The organism is Sphaerisporangium rufum (assembly GCF_016863395.1).
GTDB classification, from domain to species: domain Bacteria; phylum Actinomycetota; class Actinomycetes; order Streptosporangiales; family Streptosporangiaceae; genus Sphaerisporangium; species Sphaerisporangium rufum.
In genome coordinates, this window is record NZ_BOOU01000044.1 from 156,742 (window position 1) to 173,289 (window position 16,548).

At 72.8% G+C, this 16,548-nt stretch carries 18 protein-coding genes; 15 read left to right on the plus strand and 3 right to left on the minus strand.

The genetic code is table 11. The features are described from left to right. Nucleotides 1–5: 5 nt before the first annotated feature. From Sru01_RS15240 to Sru01_RS15290, 11 genes are all read left to right on the plus strand, one after another. Nucleotides 6–905: a PP2C family protein-serine/threonine phosphatase gene (locus Sru01_RS15240; protein WP_203985171.1), complete on the plus strand. Its 900-nt coding sequence runs from the start codon at nt 6–8 to the stop codon at nt 903–905. Nucleotides 906–909: 4 nt separating this feature from the next. Continuing rightward, nucleotides 910–1,818, plus strand: coding sequence for a 5'-3' exonuclease (locus Sru01_RS15245; RefSeq protein ID WP_203985172.1), 909 nt, complete (start codon nt 910–912; stop codon nt 1,816–1,818). Between the two features lie 14 nt (nt 1,819–1,832). Continuing rightward, nucleotides 1,833–3,272, plus strand: coding sequence for an RNB domain-containing ribonuclease (locus tag Sru01_RS15250; protein WP_239137441.1), 1,440 nt, complete (start codon nt 1,833–1,835; stop codon nt 3,270–3,272). Between the two features lie 106 nt (nt 3,273–3,378). Continuing rightward, nucleotides 3,379–4,230 (plus strand): ABC transporter ATP-binding protein, encoded by an 852-nt coding sequence (locus Sru01_RS15255; protein WP_203985174.1) that lies wholly within the window; start codon nt 3,379–3,381, stop codon nt 4,228–4,230. Further along, nucleotides 4,223–5,071, plus strand: coding sequence for an ABC transporter permease (locus tag Sru01_RS15260; RefSeq protein WP_203985176.1), 849 nt, complete (start codon nt 4,223–4,225; stop codon nt 5,069–5,071). Before Sru01_RS15255 ends, Sru01_RS15260 begins: the two co-directional genes overlap by 8 nt. Next, nucleotides 5,029–6,273, plus strand: a complete 1,245-nt coding sequence (locus tag Sru01_RS15265; protein ID WP_203985177.1) for a sensor histidine kinase — start codon at nt 5,029–5,031, stop codon at nt 6,271–6,273. The genes Sru01_RS15260 and Sru01_RS15265 overlap by 43 nt, the downstream gene beginning before the upstream one ends. After that, nucleotides 6,270–6,908 carry a response regulator gene (locus tag Sru01_RS15270; protein ID WP_203985178.1) on the plus strand — a complete coding sequence of 213 codons (639 nt, stop codon included), beginning with the start codon at nt 6,270–6,272 and terminating at the stop codon, nt 6,906–6,908. Before Sru01_RS15265 ends, Sru01_RS15270 begins: the two co-directional genes overlap by 4 nt. A gap of 335 nt (nt 6,909–7,243) precedes the next feature. Then, the gene (locus Sru01_RS15275; protein WP_203985179.1) at nt 7,244–8,146 is read left to right on the plus strand and encodes a hypothetical protein; all 903 of its coding nucleotides are present in this window, start codon (nt 7,244–7,246) and stop codon (nt 8,144–8,146) included. Nucleotides 8,147–8,188: 42 nt separating this feature from the next. Continuing rightward, nucleotides 8,189–8,641: a peptidase inhibitor family I36 protein gene (locus Sru01_RS15280; protein ID WP_239137442.1), complete on the plus strand. Its 453-nt coding sequence runs from the start codon at nt 8,189–8,191 to the stop codon at nt 8,639–8,641. A gap of 411 nt (nt 8,642–9,052) precedes the next feature. Continuing rightward, on the plus strand, nt 9,053–9,691 hold the full coding sequence (locus tag Sru01_RS15285) for an HD domain-containing protein (RefSeq protein ID WP_203985180.1): 639 nt from the start codon (nt 9,053–9,055) through the stop codon (nt 9,689–9,691). A gap of 41 nt (nt 9,692–9,732) precedes the next feature. Continuing rightward, on the plus strand, nt 9,733–10,653 hold the full coding sequence (locus tag Sru01_RS15290) for an NADP-dependent oxidoreductase (RefSeq protein ID WP_203985181.1): 921 nt from the start codon (nt 9,733–9,735) through the stop codon (nt 10,651–10,653). Nucleotides 10,654–10,686: 33 nt separating this feature from the next. Here Sru01_RS15290 and Sru01_RS15295 read toward each other — a convergent pair whose 3' ends face one another. Further along, on the minus strand, nt 10,687–11,265 hold the full coding sequence (locus Sru01_RS15295) for a CGNR zinc finger domain-containing protein (protein WP_203985182.1): 579 nt from the start codon (nt 11,263–11,265) through the stop codon (nt 10,687–10,689). A gap of 84 nt (nt 11,266–11,349) precedes the next feature. On the opposite strand from Sru01_RS15295, the gene Sru01_RS15300 reads away from it, so the two are divergent. Both Sru01_RS15300 and Sru01_RS15305 read left to right on the plus strand, forming a co-directional pair. Then, nucleotides 11,350–12,249, plus strand: a complete 900-nt coding sequence (locus Sru01_RS15300; RefSeq protein WP_203985183.1) for an alpha/beta fold hydrolase — start codon at nt 11,350–11,352, stop codon at nt 12,247–12,249. 61 nt (nt 12,250–12,310) lie between these two features. Then, a complete protein-coding gene (locus tag Sru01_RS15305) occupies nt 12,311–12,859 on the plus strand; it encodes a GNAT family N-acetyltransferase (RefSeq protein WP_203985185.1) in 549 nt (182 codons plus the stop codon). A 150-nt stretch (nt 12,860–13,009) separates the two neighbouring features. On the opposite strand, the gene xynC is transcribed toward Sru01_RS15305, so the two are convergent. Both xynC and soxR read right to left on the minus strand, forming a co-directional pair. After that, nucleotides 13,010–14,710, minus strand: coding sequence for a glucuronoarabinoxylan endo-1,4-beta-xylanase XynC (xynC, locus tag Sru01_RS15315; protein WP_275412174.1), 1,701 nt, complete (start codon nt 14,708–14,710; stop codon nt 13,010–13,012). 476 nt (nt 14,711–15,186) lie between these two features. Beyond that, nucleotides 15,187–15,636 carry a redox-sensitive transcriptional activator SoxR gene (gene soxR / locus Sru01_RS15320; protein ID WP_203985186.1) on the minus strand — a complete coding sequence of 150 codons (450 nt, stop codon included), beginning with the start codon at nt 15,634–15,636 and terminating at the stop codon, nt 15,187–15,189. A gap of 107 nt (nt 15,637–15,743) precedes the next feature. Here soxR and Sru01_RS15325 point away from each other — a divergent pair, with 107 nt between their 5' ends. Next, nucleotides 15,744–16,376 carry a DsbA family oxidoreductase gene (locus Sru01_RS15325; protein ID WP_203985187.1) on the plus strand — a complete coding sequence of 211 codons (633 nt, stop codon included), beginning with the start codon at nt 15,744–15,746 and terminating at the stop codon, nt 16,374–16,376. Continuing rightward, nucleotides 16,373–16,537 (plus strand): hypothetical protein, encoded by a 165-nt coding sequence (locus Sru01_RS15330; protein ID WP_239137443.1) that lies wholly within the window; start codon nt 16,373–16,375, stop codon nt 16,535–16,537. The genes Sru01_RS15325 and Sru01_RS15330 overlap by 4 nt, the downstream gene beginning before the upstream one ends. The last annotated feature ends 11 nt before the right edge of the window (nt 16,538–16,548 follow it).

The following is a 16,548-nucleotide window of genomic DNA, read 5'->3' on the forward strand; positions in this document are numbered from 1 at the left end:
GCGTCGTGGGCGGCGCACCGCCACCCCTCCCCACACCGAACGACCCGGGCACCGTGACCCCCCGCGGCGTGCCCCGGGCGGCCGCCGAGGCCGTCCCCCGGTTGCGCGTCCGGCTGGCGCACGCGCACCGAACCGCCGCCGACCTGCGCCGGCGGCTGATGCAGGCGCAGCGCCGGTGGGTCGAGGAGCGGCACGTCTCCCTGGCGCTGCGCGACGCCATCCTGCCTGATCCGGGCACCTCGATCCGGCTGCCCGGCGTGCACATCGCGGTGCGTTACGTCCCGGCCGGGCAGGGGTCCAGCCTGGGCGGCGACTGGTACGAGGCGTCTCCGCTGCCCGGCGGGCGGGTGCTGGTGGCCGTCGGCGACGCCGCCGGGCACGGCTCGCCGGCCGTCGCCCGGATGGCCCGGCTGCGGCACGCGCTGGTGGGGCTCGGCATGACCGGGCAGCCGCCGGACCGGCTGCTGGGCTGGCTGAACGAGCTGGTCTGCCAGAGCGGCGAGGACGCCACCGCCACCGCGGTGGTCGGCCACCTGCGGCCGGAGTCCGGCGAGTTCGTCTGGGCGCAGGCCGGGCACCTGCCGCCGATCCTGGTGCGCGGCGGTGCCGCCCGCGCGCTGGCGCCGCCACCCGGCGTGCTGCTGGGCGGCGGGTCCGGGCAGCGCTACGGCCGGCGGCGGCTGGCGCTGCGCCCGGGGGACGTGCTGCTGCTGTACACCGACGGGCTGGTGGAGCGGCGCGGCGCCGACATCGGCGAGGGCCTGGCCGCGGCGGTCGCCGCGGCGGGGGCGCTGCGCTGCGCCGACGGGCTGGAAGAACAGGTCGCCCGGCTGGTCGAGGCGGCCACCGGGCCGGACGCCGAGGACGACACCTGTCTGCTGGCGGTGGGAGTGCTGGAAAGATAGGCCCATGGCTGGGCTGATGCTTCTGGACACCCCCTCGCTGTACTTCCGTGCCTACCACGGGGTCCCCGAGTCGATGAAGGCCCCCGACGGCATGCCGGTGAACGCCGTCCGCGGGCTGGTCGACATGATCGCGACGCTGGTGCGCGGGTACTCCCCCGCCGAGCTGGTCGCCTGCATGGACGCCGACTGGCGGCCGGCGTTCCGGGTCGCCGCGATCCCCTCCTACAAGGCGCACCGGGTCGCGACCGGCGACACCGAAGAGGTGCCCGACACGCTGGCCCCGCAGGTCCCGGTGATCGAGCGGGTGCTGGACGCGGTGGGCATCGCCCGGGTCGGCGTGCCGGGGTACGAGGCCGACGACGTCATCGGCAGCTATACGGCGGGGGCGTCCGGCGCGGTGGACATCGTCACCGGTGACCGGGACCTGTTCCAGCTGGTGAACGACGATCAACCGTGCCGGGTCCTTTACACGATAAAGGGAATTCGCAATCTGCAGGTGTTCGACGAGGCCGCGGTCACCGAGCGGTACGGCATCCCCGGCCGCGCCTACGCCGACTTCGCCACGCTGCGCGGAGATCCCAGCGACGGCCTGCCCGGGGTGCCGGGGGTCGGCGACAAGACCGCCGCCGCGCTCATCACCCGGTTCGGCTCGATCGAGGCCATGCTGGCGGCGCTGGACGGCGGCACGGTGGACGGGTTCCCGGCCGGCAGCCGGCTGAAGATCGAAAAGGCCCGCGACTACCTGGCGGTGGCCCCGGCGGTGGTGAAGGTCGCCGCCGACGCGCCGCTGCCCGCCGAGGTGTCCATCACCCGGCCGGTGGCGGCCCGCGACCCCGAGGCGCTGGTCGCGCTGGCCGACCGGTACGGTCTGGACGGTCCGCTGAACCGCCTGCTCGCCGCGCTGGCCGGCTGACGAGGGGATCCACCGTGCACCACAGCATCCACGTCTCCGGCGCGCCGCGCCTGGCCGAGGGTTTCGAGCGGGTCCGCGCCGAGCTGTCGCTGCCGGAGGACTTCCCGGCCGGCACCCTGGCTCAGGCCGGCCGGGCCGCCGCCGCGCCGGCCGCGCCGGCCGCGCACGGCGACGCCGGCCGCGCCGACCGCACCGACCTGCCGCTGCTCACCATCGACCCGCCCGGCTCGATGGACCTGGACCAGGCGCTGTGCATCGAGGAGCGGGCGAGCGGCTTTCGGGTCTGGTACGCCATCGCGGACGTCGCCGCGTTCGTCCGGCCCGGCGACGAGGTGGACGCCGAGGCGCGGCGGCGCGGCACCACGGTGTACCTGCCCGACACCCGGGTGCCGCTGCACCCGCCGGTGCTGTCGGAGGGCGCGGCCAGCCTGCTGCCCGGCGTCGACCGCCCCGCCGCGCTGTGGTGCGTCGACCTGGACGCCGAGGGCCGCACCGTCGGCGTGGACGTCTCCCGGGCGCTGGTGCGCAGCCGCGAGCGGCTGGACTACGACTACGTGCAGGCGGCCGTCGACACCGGCACCGCCGACGGCACGCTGCGCCTGCTGCCGGTCGTCGGCCGGCTGCGCCAGGCGCTGGAGGCCGAGCGCGGCGGGGTGACCCTGCCCGCCCCCGAGCAGGAGGTGGTCGCGCACGGCGACGGCTACCGGCTGGAATACCGCACCCCGCTGCCCGCCGAGGAGTGGAACGCGCAGATCTCCCAGCTCACCGGCATCGCCGCGGCCACCATGATGCTGGACGCCGAGATGGGCGTGCTGCGCACCCTGCCGCCCGCGCCGGCCCGCGAGGTGGCCCGGGTGCGGCGGGTGGCCGCCGCGCTCGGCGTCTCCTGGCCGGAGGGCGCCTCGTTCGGCGAGGCGGTCCGCGGCCTGGACCTCGGGCAGCCGGGCAGCGCCGCGTTCCTGAAGGAGGCGCTGGTGCTGCTGCGCGGCGCCGGCTACACCGCCTTCAACGGCGAGCCGCCCGCCGAGGCCGGGCACGCCGCCGTCGCCGCGCCCTACGCGCACGTGACCGCCCCGCTGCGCCGGCTGGCCGACCGGTACGCCACCGAGGTCTGCCTGGCGGTGGCCGCGGGCGTGCCGGTGCCCGAACCGGTGCAGCAGGCCCTGGCCGAACTGCCCGCGCTGATGGAGGGCGCCGGGCGCCGCGCCGCGGCCGCCGAGCGCGCCTGCGTGGACCTGGTGGAGGCGTTCGTGCTGCGCGACCGGGTCGGGCAGGACTTCGACGCGGTCGTGGTGGACGTCGACGAGGGCCGGCCGCGCGGCGTGGTCCAGGTCACCGACCCGGCGGTGATCGCCCGCTGCGACGGCGAGGACCTCCCCCTGGGGGAGAAGGTCCGGGTCCGCCTCACCTGTGCCGACCTGACCACCCGAGAGGTCCGCTTCACCCTCGCCTGAGGGCGCCGGGCCGGTCGGGTGCCCGGCCGGTGTCCACCGTTCGGTGGACACCGGGTCCACCGGTCGCCGGTGCCGGGACCGGGCGGTGGCGCGAGATCGTCGAGGCATGACGCAGACAGCAGTGCGGGTACGCGGCCTGACCAAGCGCTACGGCGAGGTGCGGGCCGTCCGCGGGATCGACCTGTCCATCCACCCGGGTGAGGTCTACGCGATCCTCGGGCCGAACGGCGCGGGCAAGTCCACCACCGTCGAGATCCTCGAGGGCTACCGGCGGCGGGACGGCGGCGAGGTGAGCGTGCTGGGCACCGACCCCGGCCGGCCGACCCGCCGGTGGCGCTCCCGGCTCGGCATCGTCCTGCAGACGGCGAGCGACGCGGCCGAGCTCACCGTGCGCGAGACCGTACGCCACTTCGCCGCCTACTACCCCGACCCGCGCGACCCGGACGAGGTGCTGGCCCAGGTGGGGCTGGCCGGCAAGGCGGGCAGCCGGGTCCGGCGGCTGTCGGGCGGGCAGCGCCGCCGGGTGGACGTCGCGCTCGGTATCATCGGCCGGCCGGAGATCCTGTTCCTGGACGAGCCCACGACCGGGTTCGATCCCGAGGCGCGCCGGCGGTTCTGGGCGCTGGTGCGATCCTTGGCCGGCGACGGCACCACCATCGTGCTGACCACCCACTACCTGGACGAGGTCGAGGCCCTCGCCGACCGGGTCTCGGTGATCGCCGCCGGCCGGGTGGTCGCCGAAGGGCCGCCCGGCACGCTCGGCGGGCGGGCGGCCGCCATGACCGAGATCACCTGGACCGAGGACGGCGCCCCCCGGACCCTGGCCACCGGCGATCCCACCCGGACCGTGGTGGAGCTGGCCGCCCGCTTCGGCGGCGAGATCCCCGGGCTGACCGTCACCCGCCCCACCCTCGAAGACGTCTACCTCCGCCTGATCAAGGGAGTTCGTGATGAGTGACACCATGACCGGGCCGGTCGCCGCGACGGTCCCCCACGCGCCCGGCCTGCCGTCCGCGCTGCGGCTCGGCTGGGCGCGGGCCCGGGTGGAGACCCTGATGTTCTTCCGGGAGAAGGACTCGGCGATCTTCGTCTTCGCCTTCCCCATCGTCCTGCTGGTCATCTTCGGGTCGATCTTCGCTGGTCAGGTGGAGGGCACCGGGATCAGCGTGTCGCAGGTCTACGTCGCCGGGCTGCTCGGCGCCGGGGTGATGACGGCGTTCCAGGGCCTGGCGATCGGCATCGCGATGGACCGCGACGACGGCACCCTCAAGCGGCTGGCCGGCACCCCGCTGCCACGAAGCGCTTACTTCCTGGGCAAGGCCGGGCAGGTGCTGGTGTCGTCGGTCGTCCAGGCCGCCGTCCTGCTGGCCATCGGCTTCACCCTGTACGACCTGCCCGCGCCGGAAGGGGCCGGCGGCTGGCTGACCTTCGGCTGGGTGGCGCTGCTCGGCGTCACCGGTTCGGCGCTGCTGGGCGTCGCCGCGAGCAGCCTGCCCCGGTCGGGCAAGAGCGCCTCGGTGGTGGTCACCCTGCCGTTCGTGGTGCTGCAGTTCATCTCCGGCGTCTTCGTGCCGATCTCGCAGCTGCCGGACTGGCTGGTGCGGGTGGCGTCGTTCTTCCCGCTGAAGTGGATGTGCCAGGGATTCCGCTCGGTCTTCCTGGGCGAGGCGGGGGCCGCCCTGGAGGTCACCGGCTCCTACGAGCTGGACCGGGTGGCGCTGGTGCTGGCGGCCTGGGTCACCGGAGGACTGGTGCTGTGCCTGGCGACGTTCCGCTGGAAGGGCCGGCACGACGGATGATCGTGCCCGACGAGCGGCCCGGCGCCGGGGCGGCCGGGCCGCACGCCTGGGAGAACAGCCGGCGCGGCTGGGACGGCCTGCTCGTCGTCTCGGTGCTGGTGCCCGCGGCGTTCGTGCTGACCGAGGACGCGCCGGCACCCCACCGGCTGCTGGTGGCCGGGCTGCTGCTGGCGATCATCCCGGCCTGGGCGTGGGTCGGCCGCCCCGCCGTCGCCCGCGACGCCTACCGGTGGGGCATCGCCTACATCGCGCTGCTGGTCGCGTTGTTCACCCCGGCCGTGCTGCTCGACCCCGCCTGCACCTTCGCGCTGTTCGGCCTGTGCCCCCAGGCGTTCATCACGCTGCACCGCGGCAACCAGGCGATCGGCGGCGTGCTGGCGCTGGCCCTGCCCTGCGCGCTGCGGTTCGCGTTCGTCGACCGCAGCGTGGGCGGGGCCTTCAACCTGGTCACCATCGCGACGACCACCGTCTTCTTCTGCGTGGTCTTCGGTGGGTGGCTGGACCGGATCACGACGCAGAGCCGGGAGCGGGCGGAGCTGATCACCGAGCTGGAGGCGAGCCGGGCGGAGGTGGCCCGGCTGTCGGCCGAGCGCGGCGCGCTGGCCGAGCGCGAGCGGCTGGCCGGGGAGATCCACGACACGCTGGCCCAGGGATTCACCAGCATCATCATGCTGATCCAGGCCGCCGAGGCGCGGCCGGACCCGGCCCGGCACCTGGAGCTGGCCGCGCGGACGGCGCGGGAGAACCTCGCCGAGGCGCGGGCGCTGATCGAGGCGCTGCGCCCGGCGCCGCTGGACGGCTCGCCGCTGGACGAGGCGCTGCGCCGGATCACCGGCCGGATCGGCGACGAGCTCGGCGTCCCGGCCACGTTCACCGTGACCGGCGCGGCACGGCCGCTGCGACCGCGCACCGAGGTGGTAGTGGTCCGATCGGCGCAGGAGGCGCTGGCCAACGTGCGCAAGCACGCCACGCCCGCCTCGGTGGCCGTCGGCATCGACTACGGTGACGGCGAGGTGACCCTGCACGTCCGCGACGACGGCACCGGCTTCCCGGCCGACCGTCCGCCGGGCGGCGCGGGCGGCTACGGCCTGACCGCGATGCGGCAGCGGGCCGCGCAGGCCGGCGGCGAGGTGACGGTGGACAGCGCCCCCGGGCGCGGAACCCTGGTCACCGTGCGACTGCCCGCCGAGGAGACGGCATGACCGAGACGATCAAGGTACTGCTGGTGGACGACCACCCGGTGGTCCGGTTCGGGCTGCGCGGCATGCTGGAGGCCGGCCAGGAGATCACCGTCGTCGGCGAGGCGGGCTCTGGTGACGAGGCGGTCGTCCGCGCCCGGGAACTGGTGCCGGACGTCATCCTGATGGACCTGCGCATGCCGGGCGGCGACGGGGTGAGCGCCACCGAACGCATCCTGGCCGACCGCCCCGACAGCCGGGTGGTGGTGCTGACGACCCACGAAGGCGACCAGGACATCGTGCGCGCGGTCGCGGCGGGCGCCGCCGGATACCTGCTGAAGGACACCTCACGCGGCGACCTGGTCGCCGCCGTCGCCGCCGCCCGGCGCGGCGAGACGGTGCTGTCGCCGGTGGTCGCCACCAAGCTGGTGAGCCGGATGCGCGCCCCGGTCGCCGAATCGCTGTCCCCACGGGAGGCCGAGGTGCTGGCACTGGTGGCCAGGGGGCTCACCAACGCCGACATCGGCCGGCGGCTGTTCATCAGCGAGGCGACCGTCAAGACGCACCTGCTGCGCGTCTTCGGCAAGCTCGGCGTCTCCGACCGCACCGCCGCCGTCACCACCGCCCTGGACCGCGGCCTGCTCCCCCACTCCGGCTGACCCGTCCTTCCCATCCCCCGACGGGCGCACGCCCATAAACACCATATCCGGCCGGCGAATTCCTCGGCATCAATGATCTCAAAGTGCCGCCGGCCGATAGGGGACGGAATCATCGGCGCCTGAGCGACCCTTTCACGGATTCGGCGCCGGGCGCTGGATCATCTCTCTCACCTTGATGTTTCAATCTCCTTCAAAACCGTTTGTACGGTGGCGGCGACGGCGCGCAGGATAAGAGAAATCGAGCACCTCATCCGTCTCCGCTGATGGAGATCTGTTCTGGTCAGGGCGAAACAGGTGTTTCACGACGTGACAGCGCGCCCGGGGAGGACATCGACATGCGACTTCGCCTGCGGAGCATCGTCATACTCACTGGCGGGGCCGTGTTGGCGACCGTCTCTTATCCGCCGGCCCAGCCGGTTTCCGTCCGGGCCGTTCACGCGTCCATCGACACCCTTCGACCGCTCACCGAGCAGGAGAAGGACCTGCTGCATGACGCCGAGAAACTGCTGACGCGTTCCTGCATGGAGTCCCGCGGCTTCAAGATGTGGATTTTTCCGCGGCGCCCGACGCCGGAAGATCGCGACTTTCCGTATGTCATCGACGATGTGCAGTGGGCGTCACGACACGGCTATGGCGGAGATATCCAGGCGCGACGCGATCAGGTCCGCGCGTCCGACCCGAACCGGCGGTATTTCGATGGTCTTTCACCCGCGCGACGCCAGAGCGCCCTCGACGCCCTCCATGGCAGCCGATCGGCCGGACGCATCGAAGTGAAGGCCCCCAACGGGATGATCGTCGGCCGGATCGACGATGGCTGCGTCGCCCGCGCCCAGCGGGAGCTCTACGGTGACCTGCGAACCTGGTTCCGCGTCACCACGGTGACCGACATGCTCAAAGGGATCGGCCAACGGCAGGTCATCGCCGATGCCGCCTTCACCGAATCGACCAAGAGGTGGTCCACCTGCATGCGAGAAAAGGGGCTTGATTATGCGGATCCCCATGAAGCGCGCTCCTCCTACGCCACTCCGGGAAATACCGCGCCGCCGGATGAATCGATCCGTGCCGCGGTCGCCGAGGCCGGATGCGCGGCGAGTAGCGGCTTGGCCGCCACCGCCCGGCGCCTGGACCAGAAATACAGCGCACGACTGCTGCAGGCGTACCGGAACGAGGCCCGTACCAGGATGCTCCTGGAATTCGAAGCGTTAAAACGCGCTCGTTCCATCGTGGACGCGCGGTAGGACCCCGACGGAACCCTCCCACAATGATAGAAGGAGAAGAAGTTGAACAGAGGTGGCAAGGCCATGACGGCCTTAGGGATCGCCGTTCTCGCTCTGCTCGCCGTTCCCGGTGCCGCGCAGGCCGACGACGCGCCGGCAGCCGAGAACGTTTCGGCGGCGGCCGCGGATGGCAATCTGTACGCGTGGGACGGCATCAACAGGACCGGCGCCTGGTGCCGGTGGGCCGGCAACGACTCCAATTGGGACAATTGTTCCGGCAACACGTCGTGGATGCGCAATCGGGCGAGCTCCCTGGAGAACCGCGGCTACGCCGGCGCGTACGAGGACGTCGATCTCTACTACAATACGAATTACGGCGGCTCCCACATCTGCCTGTGGAACGGCCGTTACCTCAACAATCTCAGCGGCATCTACTATTCCTGGGACGGCCTGGCCGGCCAGGGCCAGACAACGAACAACAACATCGCCAGCCACCGCTGGTCGAACAACTGCTAGAAGGTCGATGGCCGACAAGGCCGATGACTTCGTGATCTGAGCGCGCCGCGGCACCCGGTCCAGGACATCCGCTCCGCACGATGCCGAGAGCGGAAGCCGGTGATCCCCTGGCCGGATGCCGCGGCCCGCTTCGCGTGGGGCGGCGCCACCTCGGCGGCCGGGGAAGATCAGGCCCGGCTCACGCATGAGCAGCCCTCAGGGCCGCTGTCCGATCGCGCCCTGGCGCGCTCCGCAGACCAGGAGGAGCCCCAGCGGAGCCCCGGATCGCCGCCGGCGCCCATGGTCGCCCCCGGTGGCGGTGGCTTGGGAATCCCGACCGCCCGACGGCGGTGGTGCCCGCCGATCGGCGGGCACCATGATGGAGGCCGGACGCGATTCGCGGCCGGCGCGCCGTCTCGAAAGCCGGAGGTCATGCCAGAGGTCATCGCGGGACTTGCGATTCCGGAGACGGCGGCGGCCGCCGAGGCGACCAGGCACGCCCAGGAGATGACCAGCCCGCTCATCTACCACCACTCCCGACGGGTCTTCCTGTTCGGCCTGCTGCACGCTCAACGGCTCGGCGTGGCACCGGACCCGGAGTTGCTCTACCTGGCGGCCATGTTCCACGACACCGGTCTGCTGACCCCGTTCTCCGAGGCCGAGCAGCGCTTCGAGGTCGACGGCGCGGACCACGCGCGCCGGTTCCTGCTCGCCCGGGGGTTCTCGACGGCCGCCGCCGAGACCGTCTGGACCGCGATCGCGCTGCACACCACCCCCGGTATACCCGGCCGGATGGCCCCGGAGATCGCGACCACCCACTTCGGCGTGCTGACCGACGTGGTCGGCTTCGGCCTGGACGTGCTGGACCCCGACCGGCTGCGGGAGATCGTCGCCGTCCATCCCCGCGGGGATTTCAAGAACGACTTCCTGCGCACCTACGCCGACGGGCTCCGGAACCGCCCCGAGACCACGAACGGCACCGTGAACTCCGACGTGCTGGAGCACTTCATCCCCGGCTTCACGCGCGTGACGACGGTCGAGCGCATCGTCGGCTCGCCCTGGCCCAGCTGACCGGCCACCATCTGAGAATCCGAGGAGCCTGAGGAACCGCCATGCGAGCCATCACCGTCCAAGACCGCGAGGCCGGAGTCGCCGGACCGCGGCTGACGGACCTGCCCTACCCCCATGCCGCCGAGAACGACGTCATCGTGCGGGTGCACGCCGCCGGCTTCACCCCCGGCGAGCTCGACTGGCCGGCGACCTGGACCGACCGGGCCGGCCGCGACCGGACGCCGAGCGTGCCCGGACACGAGCTGTCGGGGGTCGTCGCGGCGCTGGGTTACGGAACCACCGGCCTCACCGTCGGCCAGCGGGTGTTCGGGCTTGCCGACTGGGCCCGCGACGGCTCCCTGGCCGAGTACACCGCCGTGGAGGCCCGCAACCTCGCCCCGCTTCCGGCGGACGTGGACCACACCGTGGCCGCCGCACTGCCGATCTCCGGGCTGACCGCCTGGCAGGGCCTGTTCGACCACGGCCGCCTCGCGGCCGGCCAGACCGTCCTGATCCACGGTGTCGCCGGCGGCGTCGGCTCGCTCGCGGCGCAGCTCGCCCGGGACGCGGGAGCCCGGGTGATCGGCACCGGCCGGGCGGCCGACCGGGACCTCGCGCTCGGTCTCGGCGTGCACGCCTTCCTCGACCTGCAGGCCGACCCGCTGGACGACGCCGGCGAGGTCGACGTGGCGCTCGACGTGATCGGCGGCGACGTCTGCGACCGTTCCGCCGCCGTCGTGCGTCCTGGCGGCACCCTGGTGACCATCGCCGCGCCGCCCAAGGTCCAGCCCCGTAGCGGCCGGGCGGTGTTCTTCGTCGTCGAGCCGGACCGCACCCGGCTCGCCGACCTCGTCCAGCGGGTCCGGGACGGACGCCTCAAGCCGATCATCGGCGCCGTGCGGACGCTCCCCGAAGCGCCCGCCGCGTTCACCCCCGGCCCGCGCACCCCCGGCCGGACCATCATCCGGGTCAGGGAGGACTGATCACCGATGGCCGGCCTGATCCCGGCGAGGCGGTCAGGGTCGGTGGTGGCGGTGGTAGTGGCGGGCCACTCGGGTGCGGTTGCCGCAGCGGGCGGGTGAGCACCAGCGGCGGCGCGGGTGGGCGGGCAGGAAGAGCATCACGCAGTCGGCGGCCTCGCAAGCGCGGACCCGGGTGACGGCCGGGTCGGCCAGCAAGATGGCGGCCTGCTCGGCGAGCCAGCCGGCCAGGCGCAGGTCCGGCGGGCCGGTGCGCCGGCGGGCGGCGGTGAGCGTGGCGCCGTCCCAGGTGAGTTCGTGGATCGCCGGGGCGCCCAGCTGGGCCTGGTTCAGGCCGGCCAGCGCGGCGGCGGGCGGTCGTTCGCCGCGGCGGGCCCGGTCGAGGGCGGCGGCGGTGTGGTCACGGACCGCGTGCACGGCGGCCAGGTCGGCCGGGACCAGGCGGGCCGCCGGCTCCGGCAGGCGGCCGGCCTGAAGGCCCGCCTGGAGGTCGAGCCAGGCGGCGAGTCCGGCGGGGATGGCGAGCAGGTCGACCGGGCCGGCGGGGGTGTGCGGGCGGGTGTTGACCAGGTCCAGAGCCACCGGCTCGCCGATCAGCGGCACGGGATCGTTCATAGCTTAATGGTACTTCCCCGACTTGACCCATTAGCCAGGTGCGGGCTAGAACTAATGCCATCAGAACGAAAAGAGGCATTAGTCATGACGTTTCCGCTCGTCCCCCGGGTCGTCCACCGCCGGCTGGACGTCGACGGAGTTCAGGTCTTCTACCGGGAGTCGGCGCCCGAGCGGCCGGACGCGCCCGTCCTGCTGTTGCTGCACGGCTTCCCGTCGGCGTCGCACCAGTTCCGGCGGCTGATCGACGTGCTCGGCACCCGCTACCGGCTGGTCGCCCCGGACTATCCCGGCTTCGGGCACACCCGGGCGCCCGACGGGTTCGCCTACACCTTCGACGCGCTGGCCGGCGTCGTCGAAGGGTTCGTCCGCCGGCTCGGGCTCGACCGGTTCACCATGTACCTGTTCGACTTCGGCGCGCCGGTCGGGCTGCGGCTGGCCGAGCGGCTGCCGGACCGGGTGGCCGGGCTGGTGGTGCAGAACGGCAACGCCTACGCCGAGGGCCTGTCCCCCGCCGCCCGGGACTTCGTCGCGCTGCGCGCGGAGACGCCGGGCGGCGAGGAGGCCGTCCGCGAGCTGATGACCCTGGCCGGCACCCGGACGCAGTACGAGACCGGGGTGGGCGATCTCGACGCCGTCGCACCGGACGGCTGGACGCTGGACCAGCACTTCCTCGACCTGCCCGGCCGCAAGGAGGCCCAGATCTCGCTGGCGTTCGACTACCACGCCAACGTGGAGCGCTATCCGCGCTGGCAGGCGTGGCTGCGGGCGCACCGGCCACCGGCGCTGATCACCTGGGGACGGAACGACCCGTTCTTTCCCGAGCCGGGGGCGCGCGCCTACCTGCGCGACCTGCCCGACGCCGAGCTGCACCTGTTCGACACCGGCCACTTCGCGCTGGAGGACCAGCTGCCGGCGATCGCCCCGCTGATCGCCGGGTTCCTGGACCGCACCTGGCCCGGAGCCGGCGGGAAATCCGGTTTCTGACGCCCGGCCGCCTTGCTAGCGTCGGCGGGGCCCTGCCGGATCCGGCCCTTCGGAGCGCGCTGTGACGATCACCTTCCGCCGGCTGACCGAGGCGGACTTCCCGCTGCTCGCCCGGTGGCTGGCCGAGCCGCACGTGGCCCGGTGGTGGCACCACGAGACCTCCGCCGAGGCGGTGCGGCGCGACTTCGGCCCGGCGGCCCGCGGCGAGGAGCCGTCGGAGGACCTGCTGGTCCTGCTGGACGGCGTGCCCGCCGGGCTGGTGCAGCGCTCCCGGTACGCCGACTACCCGGAGTACGAGCGCGAGCTGGCGCCGATCGTGGCGGTGCCGGCCGGGGCGATGTCCATCGACTACCTGATCGGCGAGCCGGGAATGACCGGGCGCGGTCTCGGCCCGCGGATGATCGCCGAGGTGATCGCGCTGACCTGGGCCGACCACCCGGCGGCGTCCTGCGTGATCGTGCCGGTGGTGGCGGCCAACCGGGCGTCCTGGCGGGCCCTGGAGAAGGCCGGCCTGCGCCGGGCCGGCGAGGGGAACCTGGAGCCGGACAACCCCATCGACGATCGTTGGCACTACGTGTACCGGGTGGACCGGCCCGGCCGCGGCCGCTGATCGGCCGCGGGAGGCCGGCGGCCATGCCGCGGGCGGAGGCGACGAACCGCCCGCGGCATGGCCGCGCGAACCGGTGCGGCCCTTCCCTCGCCGGAGGGGCCGCACCCCCTCCCCTTCCCTGGTCGGGCTCAGGGACCGGATCGCCGCCGGTCAGACCACGGTGCAGGGTTCACCGTTGAGGGTGAAGGCGGTCGGTTCGGCGGTGTTCCCGGTGTGGTTGGCCTGGAAGCCGATGTCGATGGTGGCGCCAGGAGCGATCGTGGCGTTGAAGCTGACGTTGCGGGCGCTCACCTGACCGCTGGACGGCGAGTAGGTGGCGTTCCAGCCGGAGGTGATCGACTGGCCGGAGGGCAGGGTGAAGGCCAGCGTCCAGCCGTTGATCGTCGAGGTCCCGGTGTTGGTGATGCTGATACTGGCCGTGAAGCCGGTGTTCCACGAGTTCATCGTGTAGGCGACCCGGGCCGCGCCGGTGCCGCCGGTGGGCGTCGGAGTGGGCGACGGGGTGACCGTTGGGGTGACGGTCGGCGTCGGGCTCGGCGACGGCATCGAACCGGTGGTGAGGACGAAGGTCGTCACGCTCCGGGCGGGCAGCGAGGCGGTGAGGGAGCCGCCCGAGACGGCGACCGCGCCCTGCGGCGCGACGGTCCTGCTCGCGTCGGTCACCCAGGAGGAGGCACTGTTGGCCGTGGTGTTGGACACGGTGAACTGCTGGCTCACCGCGGAGGTGTTCTTGTTGATGGCGACGATGACGATCGTGCTGCCGCTCTTGTACGCCGAGACGAAGACGTTGGACGCCGGGGTCGCCGTCGCGCCGATCCGCACGTAGCCGGGGCGGACGAACCTGGCGTAGTGCGCCATCATCGCGCCGCGCTTGCTGATCTGGCCGTCCTCACGCATGGGGCCGTAGCTGCGCCGGATGTACCACCACACGTACGCCTGGAACTCGGCGTCCACCATGGACCGGTGGATGTGCTCGCCCACGTCGAGCGCCTGCGGCCACAGATCCGCCGAGTCGGTGCTGTTGGGGTAGTAGACCTCGGTCATCCACAGTTCCTTGCCCGCGCCCTTCTGCTGGAAGAGGGGGTAGGGGAAGTTCGAGTACGCCGTGCCGTACAGGTGGGCGCCGATGATGTCCACGTTGGCGAGCGCGGTGGGGTCGTTGAGGATCGGGTCCGACATGCTCTTGATGTACTGGAAGGACTCCGGCGCCATCACCTTGGTGTTGATCGAGCCGGCGTTCTCCCGCAGGAACTTCACGATCTCCGCCGAGGTCCACCAGGTCCAGTCGTGCGCGTAGTCGGGCTCGTTCTGCACCGAGATGGCGTACAGGTTGACCCCGTTGTTCTTCATGTAGGTGGTGAAGTCGTTCAGCCACTGCGCGTAGGCGGCGTAGGAGCTGGCGCGCAGGCGCTTGGCGTTGGTCTGGCTGCCCCGGGTGAAGGTCTCGATCATGCTGGCCGGCGGGTTCCACGGCGAGGCGAAGACGGTCACCCCGACCTGGGCCGCGCGCTGGGCGGTGGCCAGGTCCCGGCTCCAGTCCGACTGCGTCTCGCCGACGGGGATCCGCAGGATCGAGAACCCCAGCCGGCCCTCGCCGGTGCCGAAGGCCGTGTCCCGCTGGGCGGCCGTCAGGTCACCGATCCAGGCCGCGTGCGCCATGCCGCCGAAGCCCTTGATCGTCTGGCGCTGGGTCGAGGGGTCGATGACCGCCGTGGCGGCCGCGGCCTCCGAGGCGCCCACCAGCGACGCCGCGGCCGTGATGACCGGCACGGTCCCCATCGTCGCCAGGATGTTCCGCCGGCTCAGCGTCTTGCGCTCGCCGCTCGCGGCCACGTTACGATCTTGCGTCATGTCCCGTCCTCTTGGCTGTCGGTGCTGAACAGCGCTGTCTCGATCCCGCCGGCCCGGCCGGCGCCGGTTCGCCACCCTGGGGCGGCCCATACCGATGTGAGCGATAACAATCGACGTCATATCGTTCCGTTAATGACGTGGCGGTTATTTCGTTAATCGGTTTCCCGCGAATCCGGCACCCGGACACCAGGGGTGTTCGGGCCGCTCAGCCGGGTGCGCGACAGGGTGACACTCCAGCGGAGTGTGGTTGTGCCCTCAGCCGGAGGTCAAGCACGGAGCGGACGGCGGGCAGGCGAGCTGTGTAAATATCTCGCCGCCTCGTGAAAATTTCAGCTCGGAATTCCTCCGCCCCTCCGCATCACGGGCGACGGGGGTCGGCCCGGCGGCAGCGGGGGCCGGGCGACCGGCGGACGCGCCGGCGGCGGGCGGCCCGTCGGGACGGACCGGAGACCGGCGGCCCCCGGAATCGGGCCGGATCAGGGGAACCTGCGCGCGCCCTGGCCGTCGGCCCCCAGGATGTCGTCGGGGTTGGAGTAGGGACATGACTTCAGCGACAGGCAGCCGCAGCCGATGCAGTCGGAGAACCGGTCCCGCAGCCCGGTGAGGTAGGTGATCTTCTCGGTGAGGTCGTCGTGCCACCGCTGGGAGATGCGCGCCCAGTCGCGCTTGGTCGGCAGCCCCTCCCGGGGGAGCTGGTCGACCGCCTCCTTGATCCGTTCCAGGCTCACCCCGACCCGCTGGGCGGCCCGGATGAAGGCCAGGATCCGCAGGGTGTCGCGGCGGTACTCGCGCCGGTTGCCCGCGGTCCGCCGGCTGTGGATCAGGCCGAGGCTCTCGTAGTAGTGCAGGGCCGACACCGCGACCCCGGCCCGCTCGGCCAGCTGGCCGGGTCTCAGCCAGACCACGTTCTCCTGGATCTGCGGCATCGCCGGCGCCTTTCACCTCGCTCGGGCGGAACTTGACGTCAAGTCCACTTGATGTAGTCGACTCTAGCTGAAGCGAACTTGACGTAGCGGACCGAGGAGCCATCCGGATGATCGACGTGCAGATGTGGGGCGATGTGAAGTGCCCGTGGTGCTGGATCGGGTCGCGGAGACTGCGCGCGGCGGCCGGCGAGGTCCCCGCCGAGGTGCGGGTGCGCCATCGGAGCTTCCTGCTGGAACCCGACGGCGGCCCGGAACCCGGGCGGACGATCGCCGAGCTCGCCGTCACCGAATGGGGCATGGAGCCGCCGGCGTGGCAGGCCAAGAGCGCGGCGATCCGCGCCGAGGGCCGCCGGGAGAACCTGGAGATCAACCTCGGCACCGCGCTCGGGCTGGACTCCCGGCCGGCACACCGGCTGTTGAAGCTGGCGAGCGCGCGCGGCCTCGACGAGCACGCCGCCTGGGACGCGGTGTTCGACGCGCACCTGCGCCGCAACAAGGACATCGGCGACCCGGCGGTCATCGCGGAGCTGGCACGCTCGATGGGGCTGGCGGCCGCCGACGCCGATGCCCTGCGGGCGGGCCCGGCGTTCGCCGAGGAGGTGACGGCCGATCACCGGGAGGCCGTCCGGCGCGGGATCCGTTCGGTCCCCACGGTGGTGATCGGAGATCGGATGCTGGCGGGCAGCCGTTCGGCCGGCGAGCTGGCCGGCTTCATCACCGGTGCGACGGCCGCCCGATGACCGGCCCGCTGATGCGGGCGGCCGCCATCGACGCGTTCGGCCCGCCCGAGGTGCTGCGGGTTCGTGACCTGCCGCGGCCGGTCGCCTCCGGCGACCGGGTGCTGGTCCGGGTGATGAGCGCCGGGGTGCAGCCCACCGACGCCGCAATCCGCGCCAGGTGAGACGGCGCGGT

Excerpts from the sequence above, each read along its gene's own strand:
- Sru01_RS15245 (WP_203985172.1), top strand. The coding sequence starts at position 910 with ATGGCTGGGCTGATGCTTCTGGACACCCCCTCGCTGTACTTCCGTGCC.
- Sru01_RS15255 (WP_203985174.1), top strand. The coding sequence starts at position 3,379 with ATGACGCAGACAGCAGTGCGGGTACGCGGCCTGACCAAGCGCTACGGC.
- Sru01_RS15260 (WP_203985176.1), top strand. The coding sequence starts at position 4,223 with ATGAGTGACACCATGACCGGGCCGGTCGCCGCGACGGTCCCCCACGCG.
- Sru01_RS15270 (WP_203985178.1), top strand. The coding sequence starts at position 6,270 with ATGACCGAGACGATCAAGGTACTGCTGGTGGACGACCACCCGGTGGTC.
- Sru01_RS15275 (WP_203985179.1), top strand. The coding sequence starts at position 7,244 with ATGCGACTTCGCCTGCGGAGCATCGTCATACTCACTGGCGGGGCCGTG.
- Sru01_RS15285 (WP_203985180.1), top strand. The coding sequence starts at position 9,053 with ATGCCAGAGGTCATCGCGGGACTTGCGATTCCGGAGACGGCGGCGGCC.
- Sru01_RS15290 (WP_203985181.1), top strand. The coding sequence starts at position 9,733 with ATGCGAGCCATCACCGTCCAAGACCGCGAGGCCGGAGTCGCCGGACCG.
- Sru01_RS15295 (WP_203985182.1), bottom strand. The coding sequence starts at position 11,265 with ATGAACGATCCCGTGCCGCTGATCGGCGAGCCGGTGGCTCTGGACCTG.
- Sru01_RS15300 (WP_203985183.1), top strand. The coding sequence starts at position 11,350 with ATGACGTTTCCGCTCGTCCCCCGGGTCGTCCACCGCCGGCTGGACGTC.
- xynC (WP_275412174.1), bottom strand. The coding sequence starts at position 14,710 with ATGACGCAAGATCGTAACGTGGCCGCGAGCGGCGAGCGCAAGACGCTG.
- soxR (WP_203985186.1), bottom strand. The coding sequence starts at position 15,636 with ATGCCGCAGATCCAGGAGAACGTGGTCTGGCTGAGACCCGGCCAGCTG.
- Sru01_RS15325 (WP_203985187.1), top strand. The coding sequence starts at position 15,744 with ATGATCGACGTGCAGATGTGGGGCGATGTGAAGTGCCCGTGGTGCTGG.
- Sru01_RS15330 (WP_239137443.1), top strand. The coding sequence starts at position 16,373 with ATGACCGGCCCGCTGATGCGGGCGGCCGCCATCGACGCGTTCGGCCCG.